The organism is Cryobacterium sp. TmT2-59 (genome assembly GCF_004403545.1).
Taxonomy (GTDB): Bacteria; Actinomycetota; Actinomycetes; order Actinomycetales; family Microbacteriaceae; genus Cryobacterium; species Cryobacterium shii.
In genome coordinates, this window is sequence record NZ_SOGM01000103.1 from 35,150 (window position 1) to 55,325 (window position 20,176).

Sequence of the window (20,176 nt, forward strand, 5' to 3'; positions counted from 1 at the left end):
GGCTATCCCTGCGGGCGGCCCTGGTCCGGTGAACCGGCCTCGGCCGCGGCATTGGCGGCCATCTCCGCCGCCAGACGTTCCTGGATCTCGGCCCGGTAGGTGTTGCGACGGATGCGGCGGGCCATGTCGATCGCCAGCAGCACCGTGCCGGCAGCGACCACCGCGATCGCCACGAAGCCGGCCGGCCCCGGCGTCACGGTCGTGGGGTCGAACTCGGGCGGCGGCGTCGCGGCGAGCACGAACGAGACCACGGGGCTCAGGAAAACGGCGCTCATGCGTCTTCCCGCACTCCGGCAAAGAGATCGGATTCAGGTATCACGGTGTCCACTTTCGATTCGACGAGCTGGAAGTCCTCGTACGGCCAGGCCTCTCGGATGAGGTCGTTCGGCCAGAAGAAGAAGCTGCTTTTGGGGGAAACCTGGCTGGCGTGGGCGCGGAGCGCCGCGTCCCGCACCTCCAGGAAGTCGCCGACGTTCACATGGGTCGTCGCCAGTTTCGGGTAGTCCTTCATCCAGTCCCGCGCGGCGCCCAGCGGCTCCAGCACGGGCGAGTCGGGTTCCTTGACGCTCAGTTCGAGGAGCATGGCGTCGATCCGCTCGAGGTTGAAGATGCGGTCGAAATAGAGCTTGTCGACCTGCCAGGGCTCACCGGCGTCCGGGTACCGGGCCGGGTCGGCGGCGGCCCGGTAGGCCTCCATCGACACGTCGTGGCAGCGGATGTGGTCCGGATGCGGGTAGCCGCCGTTCTCGTCGTACGTGATCAGTACCTGCGGCTTGAATTCACGGATCAACCGCACGACCGGTTCGGCCGAGATCTCGACCGGGATCGAGGCGAACGAATTCGTCGGCACCGAGCCGTCGTCGTTCATCCCGGAGTCCTCGTAGCCGAGCCACCGGTGCTGCACGCCGAGTGCCCGCTGGGCCTCCTTCATCTCCAGCCGGCGCAGGCCGGCGAGGTCGCGCTCCGCCATCGGGTGCCCGACGAGGGCTTCGTTCAGGATGCTCCCCCGTTCGCCGCCGGTGCAGCTGAGCACCATCACCTCGGCGCCCCGGCTCCGGTAGTAGGCGTAGGTCGCAGCGCCCTTGCTCGACTCGTCGTCGGGATGGGCGTGCACCGCCAAGAGTCGCAGCGTCATGAAACTCCTCAGAAATGCCAGATAACCTTGGTACTAAGACTAATCGTTGATCCGTGAGTGTGGAGTCTGAGTGGCCGTGAGCAACAACCTCGACACGCGCTACGGGCGCGCCGCGAACCGGGGCATCCGGGACCGCCGTGTGCTGTGGACCGTCGCCGGAACCCTCGCTGTCGTCCTCGTCGCTTGGGTGGTCTGGGTGGGGCTCGGCGCGTCCAAACCCCTGATCGAGACCCGGGACATCGGTCACAGCATCGTCGACGAGAACGGCGTCAGCATCACGTTCGAGGCGTCGATCCCGGTCGGCCGGAGCGCCGCCTGCGCCGTGCAGGCCCTGAACGAGAGCTTCACGGTCGTCGGCTGGAAAGTGATCGACGTACCGGCGAGCACCGTCTATTCCCGGTCGTTCACGACGGATGTCCGCACCACCGAGCAGAGCAACACGGGATTGATTTACCGCTGCTGGCTGACCTAGACTGAGGGTTCGCCCTGACGGTCAACGTCGGGGCGTCCGTCATATAATTGCAGTTTGACCTGCACAGTCTGATCCGCGCGGTTTCATCCGCGTTCATCCGCGCAGACGTATCTGCGAATGGCGGGATCATTGCGCGGGCACCACACGAGCACGAGGAGGGGACCACCATGACTACCGAGACCACTGTCACCTGGCTGACGCAGGAGGCCTACGACCGCCTCGCTGCCGAGCTGGAGACGATGAGCACCGTCGGCCGCGTGGAGATCGCGAAGAAGATCGAATCTGCGCGCGAAGAGGGTGACCTCAAGGAGAATTCCGGCTACCACGCCGCCAAGGACGAGCAGGGCAAAATGGAGGCGCGCATCCGCACGCTGGTCCTGCTACTGCGCAACGCCGAGGTCGGCCACGCCCCCGAGAGCAAGGGCGTCGTCGAACCGGGCACGGTCATCACCGCCACGATCGCCGGCGAGGAGAACCGCTTCCTGATCGGCAGCCGCGAGATCGCCGGGGACAGCGACCTCGACGTCTTCAGCGAGCAGAGCCCGCTCGGCGCGGCGATCCTCGGCCTCAAGGTCGGCGCGAAGACGTCGTACATCACCCCGACCGGCAAGGACATCGCCGTCGAGATCTTCCTCGTGGAGACCTGGACCGGCAACTAGCCGAACCGCTCCCCGCACCCGATTGGCCCCGCCGGCAGGCGGGGCCCATCGCTCGTTAACCCGTCCGGCCCCGAACCAATTCGACGGAGATACCGCTGTAAAAAAGCGTTTTCAGCCGGTTTGGGGCCTATCCGGGCAAAATCTCCGTCGAATTGGTTCCACGCCGAGACGGGAGGAGTCGAGACGGGAGGAGTCGAGACGGGAGGAGTCGAGACGGGAGGAGTCGAGGCGGTGGGAGTGGCCGGGCGGTCCGGCTAGTCGAACTGGGGGTCGTAGCCGGCCGCGCGCAGCACGTCGACGACGAGCTGCCGGTGGTCCGGTCCCCGGGTCTCCACGCTGACGTCCAGCTCGACTTCGCTGATCTGCAGCCCGACCCCGTGGCGGGTGTGCAGCACCTCGATCACGTTGGCGTGCGCCTCGGCGAGCAGCTCGGAGATGCGGGCCAGCTGCCCCGGCCGGTCCGGCAGCATGATGCGCAGGGTCAGATAGCGCCCGGATGCCGACAGGCCGTGACTGATCACGCGCTGCATCAGCAGCGGGTCGATGTTGCCCCCGCTGAGGATCGCGACCGTGGGGCCCGACGCGGTGACCTTGCCGGCCAGGATGGCCGCGACCGCCACCGCGCCGGCCGGTTCGACCACGAGCTTCGCCCGCTCGAGCAGCACCAGGAGCGCCCGGGCGATGTCGTCCTCGCTGACGGTGACGATCTCGTCCACGGTGTCGCGCACGATCTCGAAATTGAGCAGGCCCGGCTTGGCCACGGCGATGCCGTCGGCGATGGTCGGCGTGATGGTGATCTCCAGGGCCCGGCCGGCCTCGAGGGAGGGCGGGTAGGCCGCCGCGTTCTCGGCCTGCACCCCGATCACCCGGATCCGGCGGCCGTCCCGGAGCGCGCGCTGCTTGAGCGCGCTGGCCACGCCGGAGATGAGACCGCCGCCGCCGATGGGGACGATCACGGTCTCGAGGTCGGGAACCTGATCGAGGATTTCCAGGCCCAGCGTGCCCTGGCCGGTGACGACATCCGGGTGGTCGAACGGCGGGATCAGGATCGCGCCGGTCTCCTCGGCGTAGGTGGCCGCGGCGAGGAGCGGCTCGGCCACCGTGTTGCCGCGCAGGATGACGTGCGCGCCGTAGTCGCGGGTCGCCTGCAGCTTGGGCAGCGCCACGCCCACGGGCATGAAGATGGTGGCCTTGATGCCCAGCTCCCGGGCCGCGAAGGCGACGCCCTGAGCGTGGTTGCCGGCCGACGCCGCCACCACGCCGCGCTGCTTCTCCTCGTCGGTCAGCTTCGAGAGGCGGTTGTAGGCGCCGCGGATCTTGTAGGAGCCGGTGCGCTGCAGGTTCTCGCATTTGAGCAGGACCGGTGCGCCCAGGACCTCGGACAGGTAGCGGGAGGTTTCCATCGGGGTCACGGCGGTGACCCGGGCGACGACGGCACGGGCGGACTCGAAGTCGGCCAGGGTCGGTCCGACGAGGGAGGCGTTAGTCATGGGTGGCACTTTTCTCGATGCGGTAGCCGGTTCGGCGGAATCCGGGGCGTTGCGGAACGGTCTGCCAGAGCGGGGAACGGGCGACGGGGACCGTCGTGGGCGGTACGTCCCGCCAGACTCCGCTGTTGATGTAGGTGATCATGACGTTGAGCACGGCCGCGACCGGCACTGCGAAGAGCGCCCCGGCGATGCCGGCGAGCAGTGATCCCGCGGCGACCGCGAGCACGACGCCGAGCGGATGCACCTTGACCGCGGTTCCCATGATTAGCGGCTGCAGGACATGCCCCTCGACCTGCTGCACCAACAGCACCACCCCGAGCATCAGCAGGGCCACCACCCAGCCGTTGAAGATCAGGGCGATGACGACCGCCACGGCTCCGGCGGCGACGGCTCCGATGATGGGGATGAAGGAGCCGAGGAAGACCAGCACGCCGATCGGGATGGCCAGGGGCACGCCGAGCAGCGCCGCCCCGACGCCGATGCCGACCGCGTCGATGGAGGCCACCAGGATCTGCACCTTCGCGAAGTTGCCCAGGGCCGCCCAACCGACCGTTCCCGCGCCGTCCACGGCCGCCCGGGCCCGCTGCGGGAAGATGCGCACGACCCAGGCCCAGATCCCCCTGCCGTCGATCAAGATGAACAGGAGGCTGAACAGGGCCAGCAGCAGCCCGGTCAGGAGATGCCCCAGCGAGGATCCCACGGTCAGGGCCCCGCTCACGAAGACCTGGCTGTCAGCCTGGACGGCCTTCCACACCTGCTGCAGGAACGCGTTCAGCTCGGGTTCGGTCAGCTGCAACGGGGAGGCCAGGAGCACGGCCTTCAGGCTCTGGTAGGAGGCGGCGACCCGGTCGTTCAGGCCGACCGTGCCGACGGCGATCTGGGTCACAGCCAGCGTGATCAGCCCGGCGACGACCGCGAGGGTGCCGAGAAGGGCCGCCGCGACGGCCAGGCCCCTGGGCCACCGATGACGCACCAGGAAGCCGACGAGGGGCACGAGGAGCGCGGATACCAGCACGGCCACGAGCACCGGGATGACGATCAGCCGCAGCTGGATGACGATGAAGATGAACACCGCGATCGCGGCGGTGAGCGCGAGCAGGCGCCACGACCAGGCGGCGGCCAGACGCAGACCGGGCGGAAGGTTCTCGTCGACGCCGTTCGGGACCGTGCCGTTCGGGACCGTGCCGTTGGGGGCCTCGGCGGTCGGGACCTGGGTCCGGATCGAAGCCGGCACCCGGCGGCGTCCCCGCGCACCGAACAACCTGCCACGGGCCGGGTTTGTCTCGGATTCAGTCACGGCATCATTCTAGGCAGTCACACGTGCCGGGTCAGGCATGTTCCGCCGTTTCCGGGCCGGGGTCAGGCCTCCGGCCGCACCGTTTCCACCGACACCGGCACCCCCGTGAACCGCACCCCGATTCGGTCTCCCTTCGACGGATGCAGCCGGGCACCGTGCTGCACGAACACGAGCGTCCCGTCATCCAGCCGCACGGTCGTGCGGCGCAGCGAACCGTGGAAGCTGGTGGACAGCACCTGGCCCCGCGCGTCATCCTCGGTCAGTTCGAGATCGGTCAGTTCAAGGTCCTCGGGGCGCACCGAGACCAGCACGTCGCCGTCGGGGTGCGAGGGATCGACCAGCGGCAGCACCGCGCCCTGCACGCGGGCGAAGCCGTGACGCACCTCCCCGGCGAGCCGGTTGCTCAGCCCCACGAAATCGGCGATGAACGGCGAGGCGGGCCGGGTGTAGAGCTCCTCGGGCGTGCCGACCTGCTCGACCAATCCGTCCCGCATCACGGCCACCCGGTCGGCGACGGCGAGCGCCTCATCCTGGTCGTGGGTGACGAACAGGGTGGTGATTCCCAGTTCGGTCTGGATCCGCCGGATCTCCTCGCGCAGCTGCACGCGCACCTTGGCGTCGAGGGCGGACAGCGGCTCGTCCAGGAGGAGCACGCGCGGCCGGGTGACGAGGGCGCGGGCCAGGGCCACCCGCTGCTGCTGCCCGCCGGACAGCTGGTGGGCGAAGCGGTCGTAGTGGGCGTCCAGGCCCACCAGCGCCAGCGCCTCGGCGGCACGGCTGCGACGTTCCTCGCCCCGGACCTTGCGCATCCGCAGCCCGAACTCGACGTTCTCCCCGGCGCTGAGGTGCGGGAACAGGGAGTACGACTGGAACACCATCCCCATGTCGCGCCGACTCGTCGCCATCCGGGACACGTCGGTGCCGTCGATCAGGATGCTGCCGGCATCCGTGGATTCCAGGCCGGCGAGCACCCGGAGCGCCGTGGTCTTGCCGCTCCCGCTCGGACCGAGCAGGGCCACGAACTCCCCTGCGTGCAGCGTGAGATCGAAACCGGCCAGTGCCCGGTGGCCGGCGAATTCCTTGACGACCCCGGAGAATTCGACGACCGCGCCCGGCCGGGGGCGGCTCTCCGCCTGTGTCCGGGGCCGGGTCTCCGCCTGGATCGTGGGCTGGGTCTGAGGCTGGATCATGGCTGACCTCCGGGGGTTGGTCGACGTACGGGGCGCGTGCGGACCGCGCCCAGCCGCCCGATGACGAGCAGGAGCACGAAGGCGAACCCGAGTGCGAGCAGGGACAGGATGACGGCCGTGTACGGGTCGGCCTTGCTGACGACCACGAGCGCCGTCTGCAGGGTGATGCGGTTGAGCAGGGACGCGATGGTGAACTCGCCGAGCACCACCGCGATCGCGATGAAGGCCCCGGCCAGGATGCCCCGGCGGAGGTTGGGCACGAGCACACGCAGGAGCACGCTGCCCCACCCGGCGCCCAGGGTGCGGGCCGCCTCGCTCAGTGTGCGCACGTCCACGCCGTCGAGGTTCGACTGGATGGCCCGATAGGCGAACGGGAGCACCGTGATGCCGTAGGCGAAGGCGAGGGTCCAGACGCCGCTGCCGACGATCCCCGCGATCACCGAATACACGGGCGCCAGCCCGACGACGAGCACGATCGCGGGGATGCTGATCGGCAGGATGCAGACGAATTCGATCAGCCGCCGCAACCGTGGGAAGCGGAGGTGCACGAGCAGCAGGGTGGGCACGAGCAGCAGGAGCACGATCAAGACCGTGCCCAGGGCCAGCCCGACCGAGTTGCCCAGGGCGGTCAGCACCGGCCGGTACTGACCGCTGGCTCCGCCGGCGAAGAGTGCGCTCCAGCGGCTGAAGTCGTGTCCCCCGCCGAGGCCTTTGCGCAGCGTGAATTCGACCATCGCCACGATCGGCACGGCGAAGACCAGGCCGATCACGCCCAGGATCGCCGTTCGGACCGGGCGGGACGGGGCGTGCGCCACGGCGGGAGCCGCCGGCCGGCCGCTCGAAAGTTCGGAGCGGTTCATCGCTGCCACCTGGCCGCGCGGGCCTGCAGCGCCGAGTACCCGAACATGACCAGGCCCATGACCACGACCATCCCGAGTGCCAGCGCGCCGGCGAGGTTCTCCCGGCCCAGCAGGGTCTCGCTGGTCAGGGCGGATCGGATCTGCAACGGCACGATCTGCGAACCCTGGCTGGTGAGGGCCGCGGCGGTCGCATAGGACGAGAACGCGTTCGCGAAGAGCAGCAGCAGGCTGCCCAGGAAGGAGGGGGCGAGGATGGGCAGCGCGATGCGCAGCCAGTAGGTGGACCGGCTGCCGCCGAGCGTGGCGTTCGCCTCGGCCCAGGTGGGCTTCAGCGCCTGCAAGGCCGGCATGAAGGTGATGATCATCAACGGCACCTGGAAGTAGATATAGGGCAGCACCAGGCCTGGCATCTCGTAGAGCCAGACCCCGTCCGCGAAGATGTCGACGCCGAAGCTGTCGCGCAGGACCACGGTGACCATGCCCTGGATGCCGATGGTCGCGATGAACGCGAAGGCCAGCATGACGCCGCCGAACTGGGCCAGCACGCCGCTGAGGGAATCCACCACGGCACGCAGGGGGCCGCCGCTGGGGGCGCCCAGCAGCGCGTAGCAGGCCGCGGCGCCGACGGTGGCGCCGATCACCGCCGTCAGAGCGGACAGCCAGAAGGAGTTGAAGAACGCGCCGAGGACGACCGGGTCGCCGAGGGCGGCCACGGTGGCCAGAGTGAACGCGCCGTCCTGGTCGACGAAGCCGGTGCCCACCGCGATGACCGTGGGCACCACCAGGAAGAGCAGCACATACGCCGCGAACGGCAGCAGCCCGAAGGCCGCTGCCGGCGGGCGTCGTCTAGCGGACAGCAGCCGCCCACTTCTCGCCGAGCAGTGCGGCTCCCGTGGCGCTCTGGTCCTCGGTCGGCACGACGGTCTCCGCCGGTGCGGCGGGGAGGGCGTCGAAGAGGGCGGAATCGATGGTGCCGGCCTCGGCCATGGCCTCGGCTCGCACCGGGCGGGCCCCGCCGGCCAGCCAAAGGTTCTGCCCCTCGTCGCTGTAGAGGAACTCCTGCCAGAGCCTGGCGGCTGCCGGGTGCGGGGCATCCTTGCTGACGGCCTGGTTGTAGTACCCGGCGTAGCCGGTGCCGGGGAAGACGACGACCTTCCAGTTGCGCTCCCCCTTCAGCTTGGTGCCGTAACCCACGTTGAGGTAGTCCCAGTCGAGCACCACCGGGGTCTCGCCCGAGGCGATGGTGGCCGGGGTCGGGTCGATCTTGACGAAGTTGCCGGCCGTGTTGAGCTTGGCGAAGAAGTCGACGCCGGGCTGGAAGTCGTCGACCGTGCCGCCGTTCTGCACGGCGGCCATCCCGACGGCGGCGAACGCCGCACCGGCCTGGGTCGGGTCGCCGTTGATAGCGACCTTGCCCTTGTACTGGCTGCCGAGCAGGTCATCCAGCTTCTTCGGTGCCGGGACCACGTCCGGGTCGTAGCCGACGGCCATGTATCCGCCGTAGTCGCCGGTGTAGAGGCCGCTGGCCTCCTTGAGCGCATCCGGGATGTCGGCCCAGGTGGCGACCTGATACGGCGCGAACCGGTCGGTGCTCGACAGGGCGACGGCCAGGCCCAGGTCGAACACGTCGGGGGCGGTGTCCTGGCCCTTGAGGTTGTCGGCCGCCTGGATCTCCTCGGCGCTGGAACCGTCGGGCGAGGCCTCGGTGATGGCGATCCCCGGGTACTTCTTCGCGAACGCGTCGAGCACGGCGCCGTAGTTGGCCCAGTCGCGCGGCAGGGCGATGACGTTCAGGGCGCCCTCGGCCTGGGCTGCGTCCTCCAGCGCGGTCAGGTCGCCGAAAGCGGTGAGGCTGGTGGCGGTGGCGGCGTCGACCGCGCCGGCCGCCGGGGTGCCGCCCGCGGCCGATCCGCTGCACGCCGCCAGGCTGAGGGCGAGTGCGGCCGCGGCCAGGGTGGTGGCCAGGGTTCGGGTGCTGAACAATTTTCCTCCGTCGGACCAGGGCCCGGCCGCTCACGCGTCAGCGCGGGCCGTTCGTAACCGGGTAACTGGTCACCGCGAGACTAGGAGCGGAATTCGACCGGCAGGCGGCACCGACCTGAACGCCGCGTGAATGACGCATGACGGATGCCGGTGGGCGCCCGCGCCGACAGCGCGCCCGGTGCCGCTAGGGTCGGACTGTGCTCCAGACCGTCTCCCCCGCCCTCGCCCGCCGGATCGCGCTCGGCGCGCAGGGTTTCGGCCGGCGCTCGGGCGTGACTCCGGGCATCCGTCAGCTGGACGCCCTCGTGAACCGGCTGGAGCTGCTGCAGATCGACTCGGTGAACGTGTTCGAGCGCAGCCACTACCTGCCGGCGTTCAGCCGTCTCGCGGGGAGCGCCGGGCGTTCACGGTTCGAGCGGGTGTACGGGCTGCCGGAGCAGATCTTCCCGGCCGAGCTGCTCGGCCGAAGGGTCGAACCGGCCGACGCGCACCGGGAGCTGGTGCGCCGGGCGGCGCGCGCCCACGGCATCGGCACGGCGAACGATTTCGCCGACTACTTCCGGTTGAAGAGCGCACCGACGCTGGCCGCCATCCGGGACCTGACGGATGCCGGCGAGCTGCTCCCGGTCGAGGTGCCGGGCTGGGGCCCCGCGGGCTCACCGGGAGCCGCCTGGCTGCACCGGGACGCCCGCCTGCCGCGCAGCGTGGACGCCGACGCGGTGCTCTCGCCCTTCGACCCGGTGGTCTGGAATCGGGGCCGGGCCCAGCGCCTGTTCGGCTTCCACTACCGGATCGAGATCTACACCCCGCAGCCCAAACGGGTCTTCGGCTACTACGTTCTGCCGGTGCTGCTGGGCGACACGATCGTCGGCCGGGTCGACCTCAAGAACGACCGCCAGGCGGGGGTGCTCCGGGTGCAGGCGGCCTGGTCAGAGCCCGGCGCGCCCCGCGACACGGCCGAACGGCTCGCCGGCGTGCTGCGCGAGACCGCCGCCTGGCAGGGACTGGGCGCGATCGACGTCCGGCCGCGCGGCACCCTCGCGGCCGCGCTGGCCGCAGAGCTCTGACAGTTCCCGTTCCGGTCGCTCTCGGGCGGCGGGAACGGCAGTTAGAACTTGCGGCCCATGGTGTGCAGGCGTTCGATCCGTTCCTCGATCGGCGGATGCGTGCTGAACAGCTTCGCCATCGCGCCCGGCTTCAGCGGGTTGGCGATCCAGAGGTGCGCCATCGACGTGTTCTGCTTGCGCATCGGCCGGGCGTAGGTCTCGAGTTTGGCCAGGGCGCTGGCCAGCGCGTCCGGGTTGCGGGTGGTCATCGCGCTCGTCGCATCCGCCAGGTATTCGCGCTGACGGGACACGGCCAGCTGCACCATGCTGGCCACCAACGGCGCCACGACCATGGCGACCAGCCCGAACACCATCACGACCGGGTTGCCGTTCTTGTTGTCGCGGCCGAAGAACGCCATCCGCAGGAACATGTCGGAGATGAAACCGACGGCGACGACCAGCCCGAAGACGACCATCGACACCCGGATGTCGTAGTTGCGCACGTGCCCGAGCTCGTGCGCCATGACGCCCTCGAGTTCGGAATCGGTCATGATCTCCAGCAGCCCGGTGGTGGCCGCCACGATCGCGTGTCGGGGGTCGCGGCCGGTCGCGAAGGCGTTCGGGGCCGGGTCGTTGATGACGTAGATCTCGGGCATCGGGGTGCCGGTCGTGATCGACAGGTTCTCGACGATGTTCCACAGCCGCGGATTCTCCGCCTTGCTGTTCAGGCGCACTCCACCGCTCAGGGCAACCGCCTGGCGGCCGGCCATGAAGTACTGCACCAGGGCGTAGCCGGAGGCGATCACGATCGTCATGATCAGGATGCCGTAGCTGCCCGGAGGACTGTAGACATAGTTGGCGAGCCAGCCGAGGCCCGCGATCATCACCAGGAACAGGATGATGATGAAGACCGTGTTGCGCTTATTGCGCGCTATCGCGCTGTACATATCGGCCGGCCGCTAGAACTGCACGCGAGGCGGCTCCGCGATGGCGGCGGAGTCGGACACCTCGAAGAAATCGCGCTGGGTGAAACCGAGATTGCGGGCGATCAGGTTGTTGGGAAAGACCTGGATCTTCGTGTTGAGCTCGCGCACGCCGCCGTTGTAGAAGCGGCGTGACGCCTGGATCTTGTCCTCCGTGTCGACCAGCTCGGCCTGGAGCTGCAGATAGTTCTGGCTGGCCTGCAGCTGCGGGTAGGCCTCGGCGACGGCGAAGATGCTGCGCAGGGCGGATTGCATGTGGTTCTCCGCGGCGGCGGCCTCGGCCGGGCCCTGCGCGCTAAGCGACTCGGCGCGCGCCTTGGTGACGTTCTCGAAGACCGCCTTCTCGTGCGCGGCGTAGCCCTTGACCGTTTCGATCAGGTTGGGGATCAGGTCGGCCCGCCGCTTCATCTGCACCGTGATGTCACTCCACGCCTCGTCGACGCGAACCTTGAGCGTGACGAGGGAATTGTAGGTAGCCCACAGGTAGATCCCGACGATGGCGACGAGTACAACGATGATGAGGACCGGGATGAGCCATTCCATGGCAGCTTCTCCTTGAGACGGGTGAGGCAATTCTGAGCGGGCGATTGAGCTTGTGTTTGAGAGAGGAGACACGGACTGAACAAGCTCGCCTCGGAGGCGTACTCGCAGTTCGTGACCATCATAACCGCGCGTCCTGAGGCTCCCATCCGCTTCCCATCAGACTCCAAGAATCGCCCCGGCGGTTGATCGACATTCCCGCAGCACGGGCGAATAATGCAGGAGTGACCTCCGAAACTTCCGCCGTCGTGGTGCGCGACCTTCGTGCCCGTCGCGGCGCGCATCCGGTTCTGCACGGCCTGAACCTCACGGTGCCCAGCGGGCTGGTCGTCGGCCTGATCGGACCCAGCGGATGCGGCAAGACCACCCTGATGCGGGCGATCGTCGGCGTTCAGATCGTGCGGTCCGGCACCGTGACCGTGCTCGGACGTCCCGCCGGTTCCGCGCCGCTCCGGCGCCGGGTCGGCTACGTCACCCAGGATGCCAGCGTCTACGACGACCTTACGGTGCGCCAGAACCTGCTGTACTTCCGCTCCGTGCTCGGGGTGCCCCTGGGCGACGTCGACCGGGTGATCGACGCCACCGACCTGGCCCCGTATGCGGGCCAGCTGGCCGGGTCCCTCTCCGGCGGCCAGCGCAGCCGGGTCTCCCTGGCCGGTGCGCTGCTCGGCTCGCCCGAGCTCCTGGTGCTCGACGAACCGACGGTCGGCCTGGACCCGGTGCTGCGGGTGGAGCTGTGGAGCCTGTTCCACCGCCTCGCGGCGGCCGGAACGAGCCTGCTCGTCTCCAGCCACGTGATGGACGAGGCCAGCCGCTGCGACCGGCTCCTGCTGATGCGCGGCGGTGAGATCCTCGCCGACGATACACCGGCGGGTCTCCTGGGCACCACCGGCACCCCCGATATCGAGGCGGCGTTCCTCGCGCTGATCGCGTCACATCCGTCGGTCGATGACACGTTCCCCGCCGGCCCGACGGACGCGGGCCATTCGTGAATCCGCGCCGCACCCTCGCGACGGCCGGACGGGTGCTCACCCAGATCCGGCACGACCCGCGCACCGTGGTGCTCCTGCTGGCCGTGCCCAGCCTGCTGATCGGGCTGCTGGCCTGGATCTTCTCCGACACCCGGGTCTTCGACACGGTCGGCCCGGCGATGATCGCCCTGTTCCCGTTCACGATCATGTTCGTCGTCACGAGCATCACGACCCTGCGGGAGCGGCGCACCGGAACCCTTGAGCGGCTGCTCTCTATGCCGCTCGGCAAGGGTGATTTCATCCTCGGCTACACGCTCGCGTTCGGTCTGCTCGCGGTGCTGCAGTCTTCGATCGCGGTCGGTTTCTCGGTCTGGGTCTGCGGGCTGGAGATCCAGGGCTCGATCTGGCTGCTGCTCGCCGTCGCGGTCGCCGACGCGATTCTCGGCACCACCCTCGGCCTATTGGCCAGCGCGTTCGCCCGCACCGAATTCCAGGTGGTGCAGTTCATGCCGCTGCTGGTCTTCCCGCAGATCCTGCTCTGCGGCATTTTCCTCCCCCGCGACCAGTTGCCGGACGCCCTTCAGGCGGTCAGCGACTGGCTGCCGCTCTCGCACGCCGTCGACGCGCTTCGGGCGGTGGCGACCGATTCGCAGGATGCCGCCTACGTCGCCGGCGAGCTGCTGATCATCGGCGCCTGGATCGTCGGCGCCGTCGTGCTCGGCTCGATCACCCTGCGCCGCCGCACCCCGTAGCCGCCTCCTACGCTGCGCCCACCACCCTCCGCGCGCATCCACTGCTCTGCCCTCCCGTGGCCAACTCAGGAGATCCCGCCAGAGTGGCGGCATCCGTCGCACTGGTCCGCGGCCTGCACCCCGCGGTAGCCGCGTTTCTCCTGAGTTAGCCACACACGGGCAGGCGGGATTTGGGTAGCGAGGCAGGCGTGACGGGGAAGGGGGCGGGTCAGCGGGCGGCGAGCACCTTCTGCAGCCAGCGGTAGGAGGACTTGGGCGTGCGGGGACGGGTTCCGTCGAGGAAGTCCACGTGCACGAGCCCGTACCGGCGGGTGTAACCGGCCGTCCACTCGAAGCTGTCCAGCAGGGACCAGATGAAGTAGCCGCGGAGGCTGACCCCGGCCGCGGTGCCGCCCGGGGCGACCGCGGCGAGCGCGGCCGTGAGGTGCTCGGCGAGGTAGTCGATCCGGGCCGGGTCGTGCACGGCTCCCCACTTGTCGGCCACGTCGGGAAAGGCCGCGCCGCCGGCCGTGACGTACACCGGCGGCAGGTCGTCGCTGTAGCGGTCCCGCAGCTCGCCCAGCGCCACGCCGAGGTACTCCGGGGCGATGGCGGCGCCGGACCCGGTCACCGGGAACTCGCGGAACGGGATCACGTGGAAGGGGAACGCGACCACCGTCTCGGCCGGCCCCTCCCGGGGCGGACCCTGCGGGGTCTTCGGCGCGGCCGGGCCGGCCTTGATCCGGGACGGCTGCACGTAGTTGAGGCCGTAGAAGTCCAGCGGCTGCCGGATGGTGCGCAGGTCGTCGGGGTCGGTCTCCAGCAGCAGCCGCAGCGGGACCGCGTACGGTTCGGGCGGTTCCGGGTAGCGGCCGAGCAGGACCGCGTCGGCGAACATCCGATTGTGCAGCACGTCGAACAGCTGCGCCGCCACCTCGTCGGCTTCCCGGCCGCTGGCGGCCTGCACGGGCGAGTGCGCGTTGGCGATTCCGATGCCGCCGCGCACATCGGCGGCGCGGAGCCCCTGCACGGCGAGGCCGTGGGCGAGCAGCTGGTGGTGGGCGGCCGGCAGGGCACCGAAGAGCCGGGCCTCCCCGGGCGCGTCGGTGCCCAGGGCATAGCCGTTCAGGGTCACCGTCGCGGGCTCGTTCAGGGTCACCCAGGAATCGATCCGGTCCCCGAAGGCCTCGCCGACCTGGTGCGCGTAGTCACCGAACCGCATCGCGGTGTCGCGGTTCAGCCAGCCTCCGCGGAGTTTCAGCGGGGTGTCCCAGTGGTACAGCGTCGCCATCGGGCTGATACCCGCCGCGAGCAGGCCGTCGAGCAGGCGGTCGTAGAACGCCAGGCCCGCGCGGCTGAGCGCCCCGCGGCCGTCCGGCTGCACCCGCGACCAGGCCAGCGAGAACCGGTACGCGTCACCGCCCAGTTCGCGGAGGAAGACGACGTCGTCGTCGACCCGGGTGAAGTGGTCGGTCGCCACCGAGGCGTTCGAACCGTCACGGATGCGGCCGGTCGCCGCCGTGAACGGGTCCCAGCTCGATTCCCCGCGTCCGCCCTCGCGAGCCCCGCCCTCGATCTGGAAGGCGGAGGTGGCCGTGCCCACGACGAAACCGTCCGGGAGCCGGTCGCCCAACTCTACGGCCCGGTGTTCCCAGGCGCGCGCCGCGGGGGTGTTGCTGTTGACTGGCTTGGTGCTCATCGACCCAAAACTCTTTCCAGATAGCTGTTGCTGAAGCGGCGCTCCGGATCAAGCCTGTCACGCACCGAGAGGAAGTCGCCGAAGTGCGGGTAGCTCTGGCGCAGCGAGTCCGCGTCCCGGTCGTGCAGCTTGCCCCAGTGCGGGCGCCCGTCGTGCGCGCGCATGATCGCTTCCACCGCGTCGAAGTACTCGGTCGGGTCCTCCCGGAAGTAGCGGTGCACGGCGATATAGCCGGTGTCCCGCCCGCTGGCGGTGGAGAGCCACAGGTCGTCGGCCGCCGCGGAGCGCACCTCGATCGGGAAGGAGATCCGCCAGCCGCGCTCCTCGATCAGGGCCCGCACCTCGCGCAGCGCCGCCGGCACCTGCTCGCGCGGCAGGGCGTACTCCATCTCCCGGAAGCGCACCGTGCGGCGGGTCACGAACACCCGGTTGGAGACATCCGTGAATTCACGCCGGCCGCTGAGGCGGGTGGCGAGCCGGTTGAACGGGGGCACCGCCCGGGGCGCCAGCCGGCCGAGCGCGCAGATGGCGCGGTAGGCCCCGTTCGCGAGCAGTTCGTCGTCGACCCAGCGGGAGACCCGGCCGAGCGGGGACCGGCCCGCGTCCGCCGGGAGTCGGGTGTTGGTCTTGGTCAGCGCGGTGTCCGTGTGCGGGAACCAGTAGAACTCGAAGTGGTCGGGGTTCTCCGACCGATCGAGGTAGGTGTCCAGCACCTCCTCGAGGGGTTCGGCGGCCTCGACGGCGCGCAGCAGGTACGCGGGCACGCACTGCAGGGTCAGGTCCACCAGGATGCCCAGCGCCCCGAGCCCGAGCCGGGCCGCCGGGAGCAGCTCGGCGTTCTCGGTCTCGCTCACGCGCAGCAGGGTGCCGTCGCCGGTGACCAGGGTGAGGGCCGTGATCTGGGTGGCGAGGCCGCCGAAACGGCCGCCGGTGCCGTGCGTGCCGGTGGAGGTGGCGCCGGAGATCGTCTGCCGGTCCACGTCGCCCATGTTCGCCAGGGCCAGGCCGTGGGGTTCGAGCAGCCGCGGCAGCTCGAACAGGCGGGTGCCGGCGGCGAGCGTGACCCGGCCCAGAACCGGGTCGACGCTGATCAGGCCGGCCAGGTCGAGCAGGTCCAGCTGCACGCCGCCGGCCACCGCGATCGCGGAGAAGCTGTGCCCGGACCCCACCGCCTTGATCCGCAGCCCGGCCTTCCCGGCCGACACCACCGCGCGCTGCACGGCGCCGACGCTGCGGGGCCGTTCGACGCGCACCGGCCGCACGCTCTGGTTGCGGGCCCAGTTGGTCCAGACCCCTCCGCTCGCACTCACAGGAAGGCCTTCCCCTCGCCGCGGTAGGTCGGCAGGATGTCGACCACCCGCCCGTTGTCGACCAGGGCGAATTCGTTCACGTGCTCGCTCAGCTCCCCGGATTTGGCGTGCCGCAGCCAGACCCGGTCGCCGACGGAGAGGCCGGCCGCTCCGGGCCCGGTCAGCGGGGTCTGCACCTCGCCGGCCATCTCCCGCGGCATCAGGCGCAGGCCCTCCGGCCAGACCAGGCGCGGCAAGCGGTCGCGGCCGGGCACCCCGGAGGCCACCCAGCCTCCACCGAGCAGCGTACCCGTGGCCGGGCTCGGCTTGCGCACGATCGAGAGGGCGACCGCGGCGGCCGGCGCGGGCCGGAAACTGGCGTAGTGGTCGAACAGGTGCCCGCCGAAGAAGCCGCTGCCGGCGGCGATGTCGGTGACGGATGCGTCGGCGCGGGTGGTCTCCAGCGAACCGGTCCCGCCCCCGTTCACGAACTCGAGCGCGACGATCTCGCGCACCGCGGCGACGGCCGCGCTGCGCCGGTCCGCGATCTCGGCCACGGACCGCCGCCGCACCCAGCGGTTGACCCGCCCCTGCACCGGTTTGCCGGCCGGGCGGTCGCCGATTCCGGCCACCTGCGCCTCGTAGGCCATCAGGCCGACCAGGGAGAAGCCGGGCCGGGCCACGACGGCGGCGGCAAGGCTGCGGGCATCCGCCGGGGTGTGCACGGGCGAGCGCCACACGCCCAGGTGGCCGAGCACCGGGGCGTCCCAGGCGGCATCGAGTTCCAGGCAGACCCGGATCGGGGCCCGGCCGGCCGGCGGGAGCACGGCGTCGATTTCGTCCAGCTGCGCGACCGAGTCGATCATCAGCGTGACCGTCGCGGCCAGGTGTGGCGAGGTGCCCAGCCGCCGGATCGCGGACCGGTCGGCCGTGGGGTAGCCGACGACGACATCCGTCACCGTCTCGGCCAGCCAGAGCGCCTCGGCGAGCGTGTACGCGAGGACCCCCTGGAAACCGGGGAGGGTCAGGAGGGCCTCGATCACGCCGCGCACCCGGATCGACTTCGTCGCCACCCGGATCGGGGTGCCGCCCGCACGACCGAGGAGGGACCGGGTGTTGTGCCGCAGCGCGTCCAGGTGCAGGGCGGCGACGGGGGTCTCCAGCTGCGCCGTGGCGGCGGTCAGTCCGGGCCAGTACTGCCCGGGGGTCAGCCAGGGCTGCGACGCCGGCCGGGAGCCGAGGTCGAGGCCCATCAGCGCACCGCCTTCACCCGGGTGACCGCGAGGGCCCCGCCGAAGGCGCAGAGGCCCGCGAGCACGAACAGGGCCTGGAAGCCGCCGCCCACGGCGACCGTGAACGCCCCCAGCAGCGGCGCGAGCGCCTGCGGCACCGCGGTGGCGATGTTCATGATGCCGAGGTCCTTGCCGCGGGCGGCCGGGTCGGGCAGCACCTGGGTGGCCAGCGCCTGGTCGACGGAGAGGAAGCAGCCGTAGCCGAGACCGAGGATGCCGGCGGCCACCATCGCGACGCCCAGGTCGGGGATGAAGGCGAGCAGCAGCGCCGCGAACCCCTGCAGGCCGGCGGCGACGAAGACGAAGCCCTTGCGGATGCCCAGCGCGTCGCTCCACCGGCCCAGGAAGATCGACGCCAGGATCACGAACACCATGTAGACGAGGGTGAGCAGGATCAGGTCGTCTTCCGCATTCTCGTCGTTCAGCCCGAACATCAGGAAGTAGAGCAGCAGGGTCGTGCCGAACGCGTTGCCGAAGCTGACCAGCACCCGGCTGAGCAGGGTCCAGCCGAAATCGGGGTGCTCCCGCGGGCTGATCCAGAGGCTGGACAGAAGGCCCAGCACGGTCACCGGCGCGCGTTGGTGCGGCTGGAGCACCGCGTCGGGCAGCAGCAGGAACGGAACCGCCAGGACCAGCAGGAGCACCGCTACGACCAAATAGCCGGCGAACTGGCCGGTGAACAGCATCGTCACGAGCAGCAGGCCCACGATGATGCCCACCGCCTGCGGGGCGCTCAGCCAGCCGGACACGTACCCGCGCTGGTCGACCGGGACCTGGTCCGAGATGGTGGCGGTGAGCGCGGCCGTCATCACGCAGAAACCGGTCAGGGCGAGCGCCCAGAAGAACCCGATCCCCAGCATGGTGGTCTGCGCGCCGAGCAGCAGCAGGGCGGCCGCGAAGAGCACCGCCCCGCCGGCGATCCAGGGTCGGCGACGGCCGAACCGGGAGGTCGTGCGGTCGGACAGCGCCCCGGTCAGCGGGTAGGCCACGATCGCGCACAGGCCGGCGATGCCCGAGATCACGCCGAAGGCCACGACGCTGTCCACCCAATTCTCGGGCTGGAGGCGCCGGTCGATCTGGGCCGGCAGGAGGAGCTGCACCGGGGTGAGCTGCGCCATCCAGATGCCGAGCCAGGCCGTCGCAAAGACGGCGATCCAGCGCCCGGGAACGCGCCGGTTCGGTTCGGCGAAGACGGAGCCGGAGCCGGAGCCCGCGAGTAGGTTCGGTGCGCTCATGCGCCGTCCCGTTCTGGTTGGTGGGCGGGACAGATGACCCGATTTTTCAGTATGCACCATGCCCGGAAGATCACGAATGTGTCGCGGTGCAACCGGCACGGCGTGTCCGGCGTTGACTTTGAGGCCCCCACCCCCTGAAATGGTCACGGGGGGAAATCATGGTTGGGACACGCTTCACCGGATCGGGCTCATCGCGGGCCCGTCGGTCCTACCGCGCCGGCCGTCTCCTTGCAGGGGTCCTTCTGCTCGGCTTCCTCGTTCCGGCCCTCCTGGCGGGCGGCTCCGTCGGGTCCGCGGTCGCCGCCACTTCCTCCCCCACGCCGGCCCCCGCGCCGACCCCCGCAGCGACCCCCGCAGCGACACCGGCGCCGACCCGGTCGTCGGCGCCGCCCACCGTCTCACCGACGATCACCGGTCCACGGCCGGGCAGTTTCGTCGGCAGCGGCAGCACCACCGTCTCCGGCACGGGCGAGCCCGGCCAGGAGATCCAGCTCCTGTCGGCGTTCCCGGGCGAGGACCCGTCCTGCATCCTGGTCGTCGACGACTCCTCGGAGTGGAGCTGCACGGGGGTGCGCCTGCCCAGCGGCCCGTCGGTGCGGCTGCGGGTCGTGGTCACCGCCGACCCGGCCTTCGCCGCGGAGCAGACCATCGCCGTGCTGGCCGCACCGGTCGTGACCGGCGGGCCGAGCGGCCAGGCGGCATCGAACGGCGTGGTGCGCGGGACGGCGTACCCGAACGCATCCGTCATCGTCCGCCTGGCCGACGGCAATCGCTGCACGGCGACGGCCGACACCTCCGGCGCCTGGACCTGCGCATTCGGCGGGCGCCTTGCCAGCGGGGCCGCCGAGGTCACGGCAGCCCAGCAGGCCACCTTCAGCCTGCCCTCCTGGTCGAATGAGAGCGCCGCCATCGCCCTCCTGTTCGACGTCGACCGGCCCGCGCCGCCGACCGTGACCGAGCCGGCCGCGGGCGGACGGGTGCCGCTGGACCGGGCCACCTACGCCGGTTCCGGGGAGAACGGTTCGACCGTGACGGTCTTCGCGGGCGCGTACTCGGTCTGCAGCGGCGTCGTCGCCGGCGGCTCCTGGACCTGTTCCGCCGGCGGCGTGGCCGCCGGTTCGTACGCCGTGATCGCGGTGCAGCAGGATGCCGCGGGCAATGTGGGCCAGGGCAGCCCCGCCTTCACCCTCGCCTACGGCCCGGCCGCACCGGCACCGGCCGCCGGCCGGGCGACCCCCTCTCCGCGGGCATCCGCTCCACTCGCCGCCGCGACCGCGACCGCGGCGCCCGCGCCGGAACCGGCC

At 70.5% G+C, this 20,176-nt stretch carries 19 protein-coding genes and 1 pseudogene; 6 read left to right on the top strand and 14 right to left on the bottom strand.

Annotation, left to right across the window (positions count from 1 at the left end; genetic code table 11):
* Positions 1 to 2 precede the first annotated feature (2 nt).
* Positions 3 to 275, bottom strand: a complete 273-nt coding sequence (locus E3T24_RS17005; RefSeq protein ID WP_241975907.1) for a hypothetical protein — start codon at positions 273 to 275, stop codon at positions 3 to 5.
* Positions 272 to 1,135, bottom strand: a complete 864-nt coding sequence (mca, locus tag E3T24_RS17010) for a mycothiol conjugate amidase Mca (RefSeq protein WP_174776564.1) — start codon at positions 1,133 to 1,135, stop codon at positions 272 to 274. The genes E3T24_RS17005 and mca overlap by 4 nt, the downstream gene beginning before the upstream one ends.
* Positions 1,136 to 1,211: 76 nt before the next feature.
* On the opposite strand from mca, the gene E3T24_RS17015 reads away from it, so the two are divergent.
* Positions 1,212 to 1,607, top strand: coding sequence for a DUF4307 domain-containing protein (locus E3T24_RS17015; RefSeq protein WP_166787177.1), 396 nt, complete (start codon positions 1,212 to 1,214; stop codon positions 1,605 to 1,607).
* A gap of 167 nt (positions 1,608 to 1,774) precedes the next feature.
* Positions 1,775 to 2,266: a transcription elongation factor GreA gene (gene greA, locus E3T24_RS17020; RefSeq protein WP_134366515.1), complete on the top strand. Its 492-nt coding sequence runs from the start codon at positions 1,775 to 1,777 to the stop codon at positions 2,264 to 2,266.
* Between the two features lie 254 nt (positions 2,267 to 2,520).
* On the opposite strand, the gene ilvA is transcribed toward greA, so the two are convergent.
* The 6 genes from ilvA to E3T24_RS17050 all read right to left on the bottom strand — a co-directional run bounded on the left by ilvA (position 2,521) and on the right by E3T24_RS17050 (position 9,086).
* On the bottom strand, positions 2,521 to 3,756 hold the full coding sequence (ilvA, locus tag E3T24_RS17025) for a threonine ammonia-lyase (protein ID WP_134366516.1): 1,236 nt from the start codon (positions 3,754 to 3,756) through the stop codon (positions 2,521 to 2,523).
* Complete coding sequence (locus E3T24_RS17030) at positions 3,749 to 5,053, bottom strand: AI-2E family transporter (RefSeq protein ID WP_241975906.1); 1,305 nt, start codon at positions 5,051 to 5,053, stop codon at positions 3,749 to 3,751. The genes ilvA and E3T24_RS17030 overlap by 8 nt, the downstream gene beginning before the upstream one ends.
* 62 nt (positions 5,054 to 5,115) lie before the next feature.
* Positions 5,116 to 6,243: an ABC transporter ATP-binding protein gene (locus tag E3T24_RS17035; RefSeq protein ID WP_134366517.1), complete on the bottom strand. Its 1,128-nt coding sequence runs from the start codon at positions 6,241 to 6,243 to the stop codon at positions 5,116 to 5,118.
* Entirely contained in the window at positions 6,240 to 7,103 is an 864-nt protein-coding gene (locus E3T24_RS17040) for an ABC transporter permease subunit (RefSeq protein WP_134434889.1), read from the bottom strand. The genes E3T24_RS17035 and E3T24_RS17040 overlap by 4 nt, the downstream gene beginning before the upstream one ends.
* A complete protein-coding gene (locus E3T24_RS17045) occupies positions 7,100 to 7,963 on the bottom strand; it encodes an ABC transporter permease (RefSeq protein WP_174235672.1) in 864 nt (287 codons plus the stop codon). Before E3T24_RS17045 ends, E3T24_RS17040 begins: the two co-directional genes overlap by 4 nt.
* A complete protein-coding gene (locus E3T24_RS17050) occupies positions 7,950 to 9,086 on the bottom strand; it encodes an ABC transporter substrate-binding protein (protein WP_134366519.1) in 1,137 nt (378 codons plus the stop codon). Before E3T24_RS17050 ends, E3T24_RS17045 begins: the two co-directional genes overlap by 14 nt.
* 197 nt (positions 9,087 to 9,283) lie before the next feature.
* Here E3T24_RS17050 and E3T24_RS17055 point away from each other — a divergent pair, with 197 nt between their 5' ends.
* On the top strand, positions 9,284 to 10,153 hold the full coding sequence (locus E3T24_RS17055) for a crosslink repair DNA glycosylase YcaQ family protein (protein ID WP_134434890.1): 870 nt from the start codon (positions 9,284 to 9,286) through the stop codon (positions 10,151 to 10,153).
* A 41-nt stretch (positions 10,154 to 10,194) separates the two neighbouring features.
* On the opposite strand, the gene E3T24_RS17060 is transcribed toward E3T24_RS17055, so the two are convergent.
* A complete protein-coding gene (locus E3T24_RS17060; protein WP_134405487.1) occupies positions 10,195 to 11,079 on the bottom strand; it encodes a M48 family metalloprotease in 885 nt (294 codons plus the stop codon).
* Between the two features lie 12 nt (positions 11,080 to 11,091).
* Entirely contained in the window at positions 11,092 to 11,658 is a 567-nt protein-coding gene (locus tag E3T24_RS17065) for a LemA family protein (RefSeq protein ID WP_134366522.1), read from the bottom strand.
* Positions 11,659 to 11,879: 221 nt separating this feature from the next.
* On the opposite strand from E3T24_RS17065, the gene E3T24_RS17070 reads away from it, so the two are divergent.
* Both E3T24_RS17070 and E3T24_RS17075 read left to right on the top strand, forming a co-directional pair.
* Positions 11,880 to 12,647: an ABC transporter ATP-binding protein gene (locus tag E3T24_RS17070; RefSeq protein WP_134366523.1), complete on the top strand. Its 768-nt coding sequence runs from the start codon at positions 11,880 to 11,882 to the stop codon at positions 12,645 to 12,647.
* Entirely contained in the window at positions 12,644 to 13,378 is a 735-nt protein-coding gene (locus tag E3T24_RS17075) for an ABC transporter permease (RefSeq protein ID WP_134366524.1), read from the top strand. The genes E3T24_RS17070 and E3T24_RS17075 overlap by 4 nt, the downstream gene beginning before the upstream one ends.
* 208 nt (positions 13,379 to 13,586) lie before the next feature.
* On the opposite strand, the gene E3T24_RS17080 is transcribed toward E3T24_RS17075, so the two are convergent.
* The 4 genes from E3T24_RS17080 to E3T24_RS17095 are packed head-to-tail and all read right to left on the bottom strand — an operon-like array spanning position 13,587 to position 18,872.
* Complete coding sequence (locus E3T24_RS17080; RefSeq protein WP_134434891.1) at positions 13,587 to 15,056, bottom strand: family 1 glycosylhydrolase; 1,470 nt, start codon at positions 15,054 to 15,056, stop codon at positions 13,587 to 13,589.
* A complete protein-coding gene (locus tag E3T24_RS17085; protein ID WP_134434892.1) occupies positions 15,053 to 16,366 on the bottom strand; it encodes a D-arabinono-1,4-lactone oxidase in 1,314 nt (437 codons plus the stop codon). The genes E3T24_RS17080 and E3T24_RS17085 overlap by 4 nt, the downstream gene beginning before the upstream one ends.
* Positions 16,363 to 17,598, bottom strand: coding sequence for an amino acid deaminase/aldolase (locus E3T24_RS17090; RefSeq protein ID WP_134366527.1), 1,236 nt, complete (start codon positions 17,596 to 17,598; stop codon positions 16,363 to 16,365). The genes E3T24_RS17085 and E3T24_RS17090 overlap by 4 nt, the downstream gene beginning before the upstream one ends.
* Positions 17,598 to 18,872: an MFS transporter gene (locus E3T24_RS17095; protein WP_134366528.1), complete on the bottom strand. Its 1,275-nt coding sequence runs from the start codon at positions 18,870 to 18,872 to the stop codon at positions 17,598 to 17,600. The genes E3T24_RS17090 and E3T24_RS17095 overlap by 1 nt, the downstream gene beginning before the upstream one ends.
* Positions 18,873 to 19,030: 158 nt before the next feature.
* Between E3T24_RS17095 and E3T24_RS17100 the strand changes: the two are divergent.
* Positions 19,031 to 20,176 (top strand): annotated as a pseudogene (locus E3T24_RS17100) (hypothetical protein); the annotation flags it as partial.

Excerpts from the sequence above, each read along its gene's own strand:
- E3T24_RS17005 (WP_241975907.1), bottom strand. The coding sequence starts at position 275 with ATGAGCGCCGTTTTCCTGAGCCCCGTGGTCTCGTTCGTGCTCGCCGCG.
- mca (WP_174776564.1), bottom strand. The coding sequence starts at position 1,135 with ATGACGCTGCGACTCTTGGCGGTGCACGCCCATCCCGACGACGAGTCG.
- greA (WP_134366515.1), top strand. The coding sequence starts at position 1,775 with ATGACTACCGAGACCACTGTCACCTGGCTGACGCAGGAGGCCTACGAC.
- ilvA (WP_134366516.1), bottom strand. The coding sequence starts at position 3,756 with ATGACTAACGCCTCCCTCGTCGGACCGACCCTGGCCGACTTCGAGTCC.
- E3T24_RS17035 (WP_134366517.1), bottom strand. The coding sequence starts at position 6,243 with ATGATCCAGCCTCAGACCCAGCCCACGATCCAGGCGGAGACCCGGCCC.
- E3T24_RS17040 (WP_134434889.1), bottom strand. The coding sequence starts at position 7,103 with ATGAACCGCTCCGAACTTTCGAGCGGCCGGCCGGCGGCTCCCGCCGTG.
- E3T24_RS17060 (WP_134405487.1), bottom strand. The coding sequence starts at position 11,079 with ATGTACAGCGCGATAGCGCGCAATAAGCGCAACACGGTCTTCATCATC.
- E3T24_RS17065 (WP_134366522.1), bottom strand. The coding sequence starts at position 11,658 with ATGGAATGGCTCATCCCGGTCCTCATCATCGTTGTACTCGTCGCCATC.
- E3T24_RS17080 (WP_134434891.1), bottom strand. The coding sequence starts at position 15,056 with ATGAGCACCAAGCCAGTCAACAGCAACACCCCCGCGGCGCGCGCCTGG.
- E3T24_RS17090 (WP_134366527.1), bottom strand. The coding sequence starts at position 17,598 with ATGGGCCTCGACCTCGGCTCCCGGCCGGCGTCGCAGCCCTGGCTGACC.
- E3T24_RS17095 (WP_134366528.1), bottom strand. The coding sequence starts at position 18,872 with ATGAGCGCACCGAACCTACTCGCGGGCTCCGGCTCCGGCTCCGTCTTC.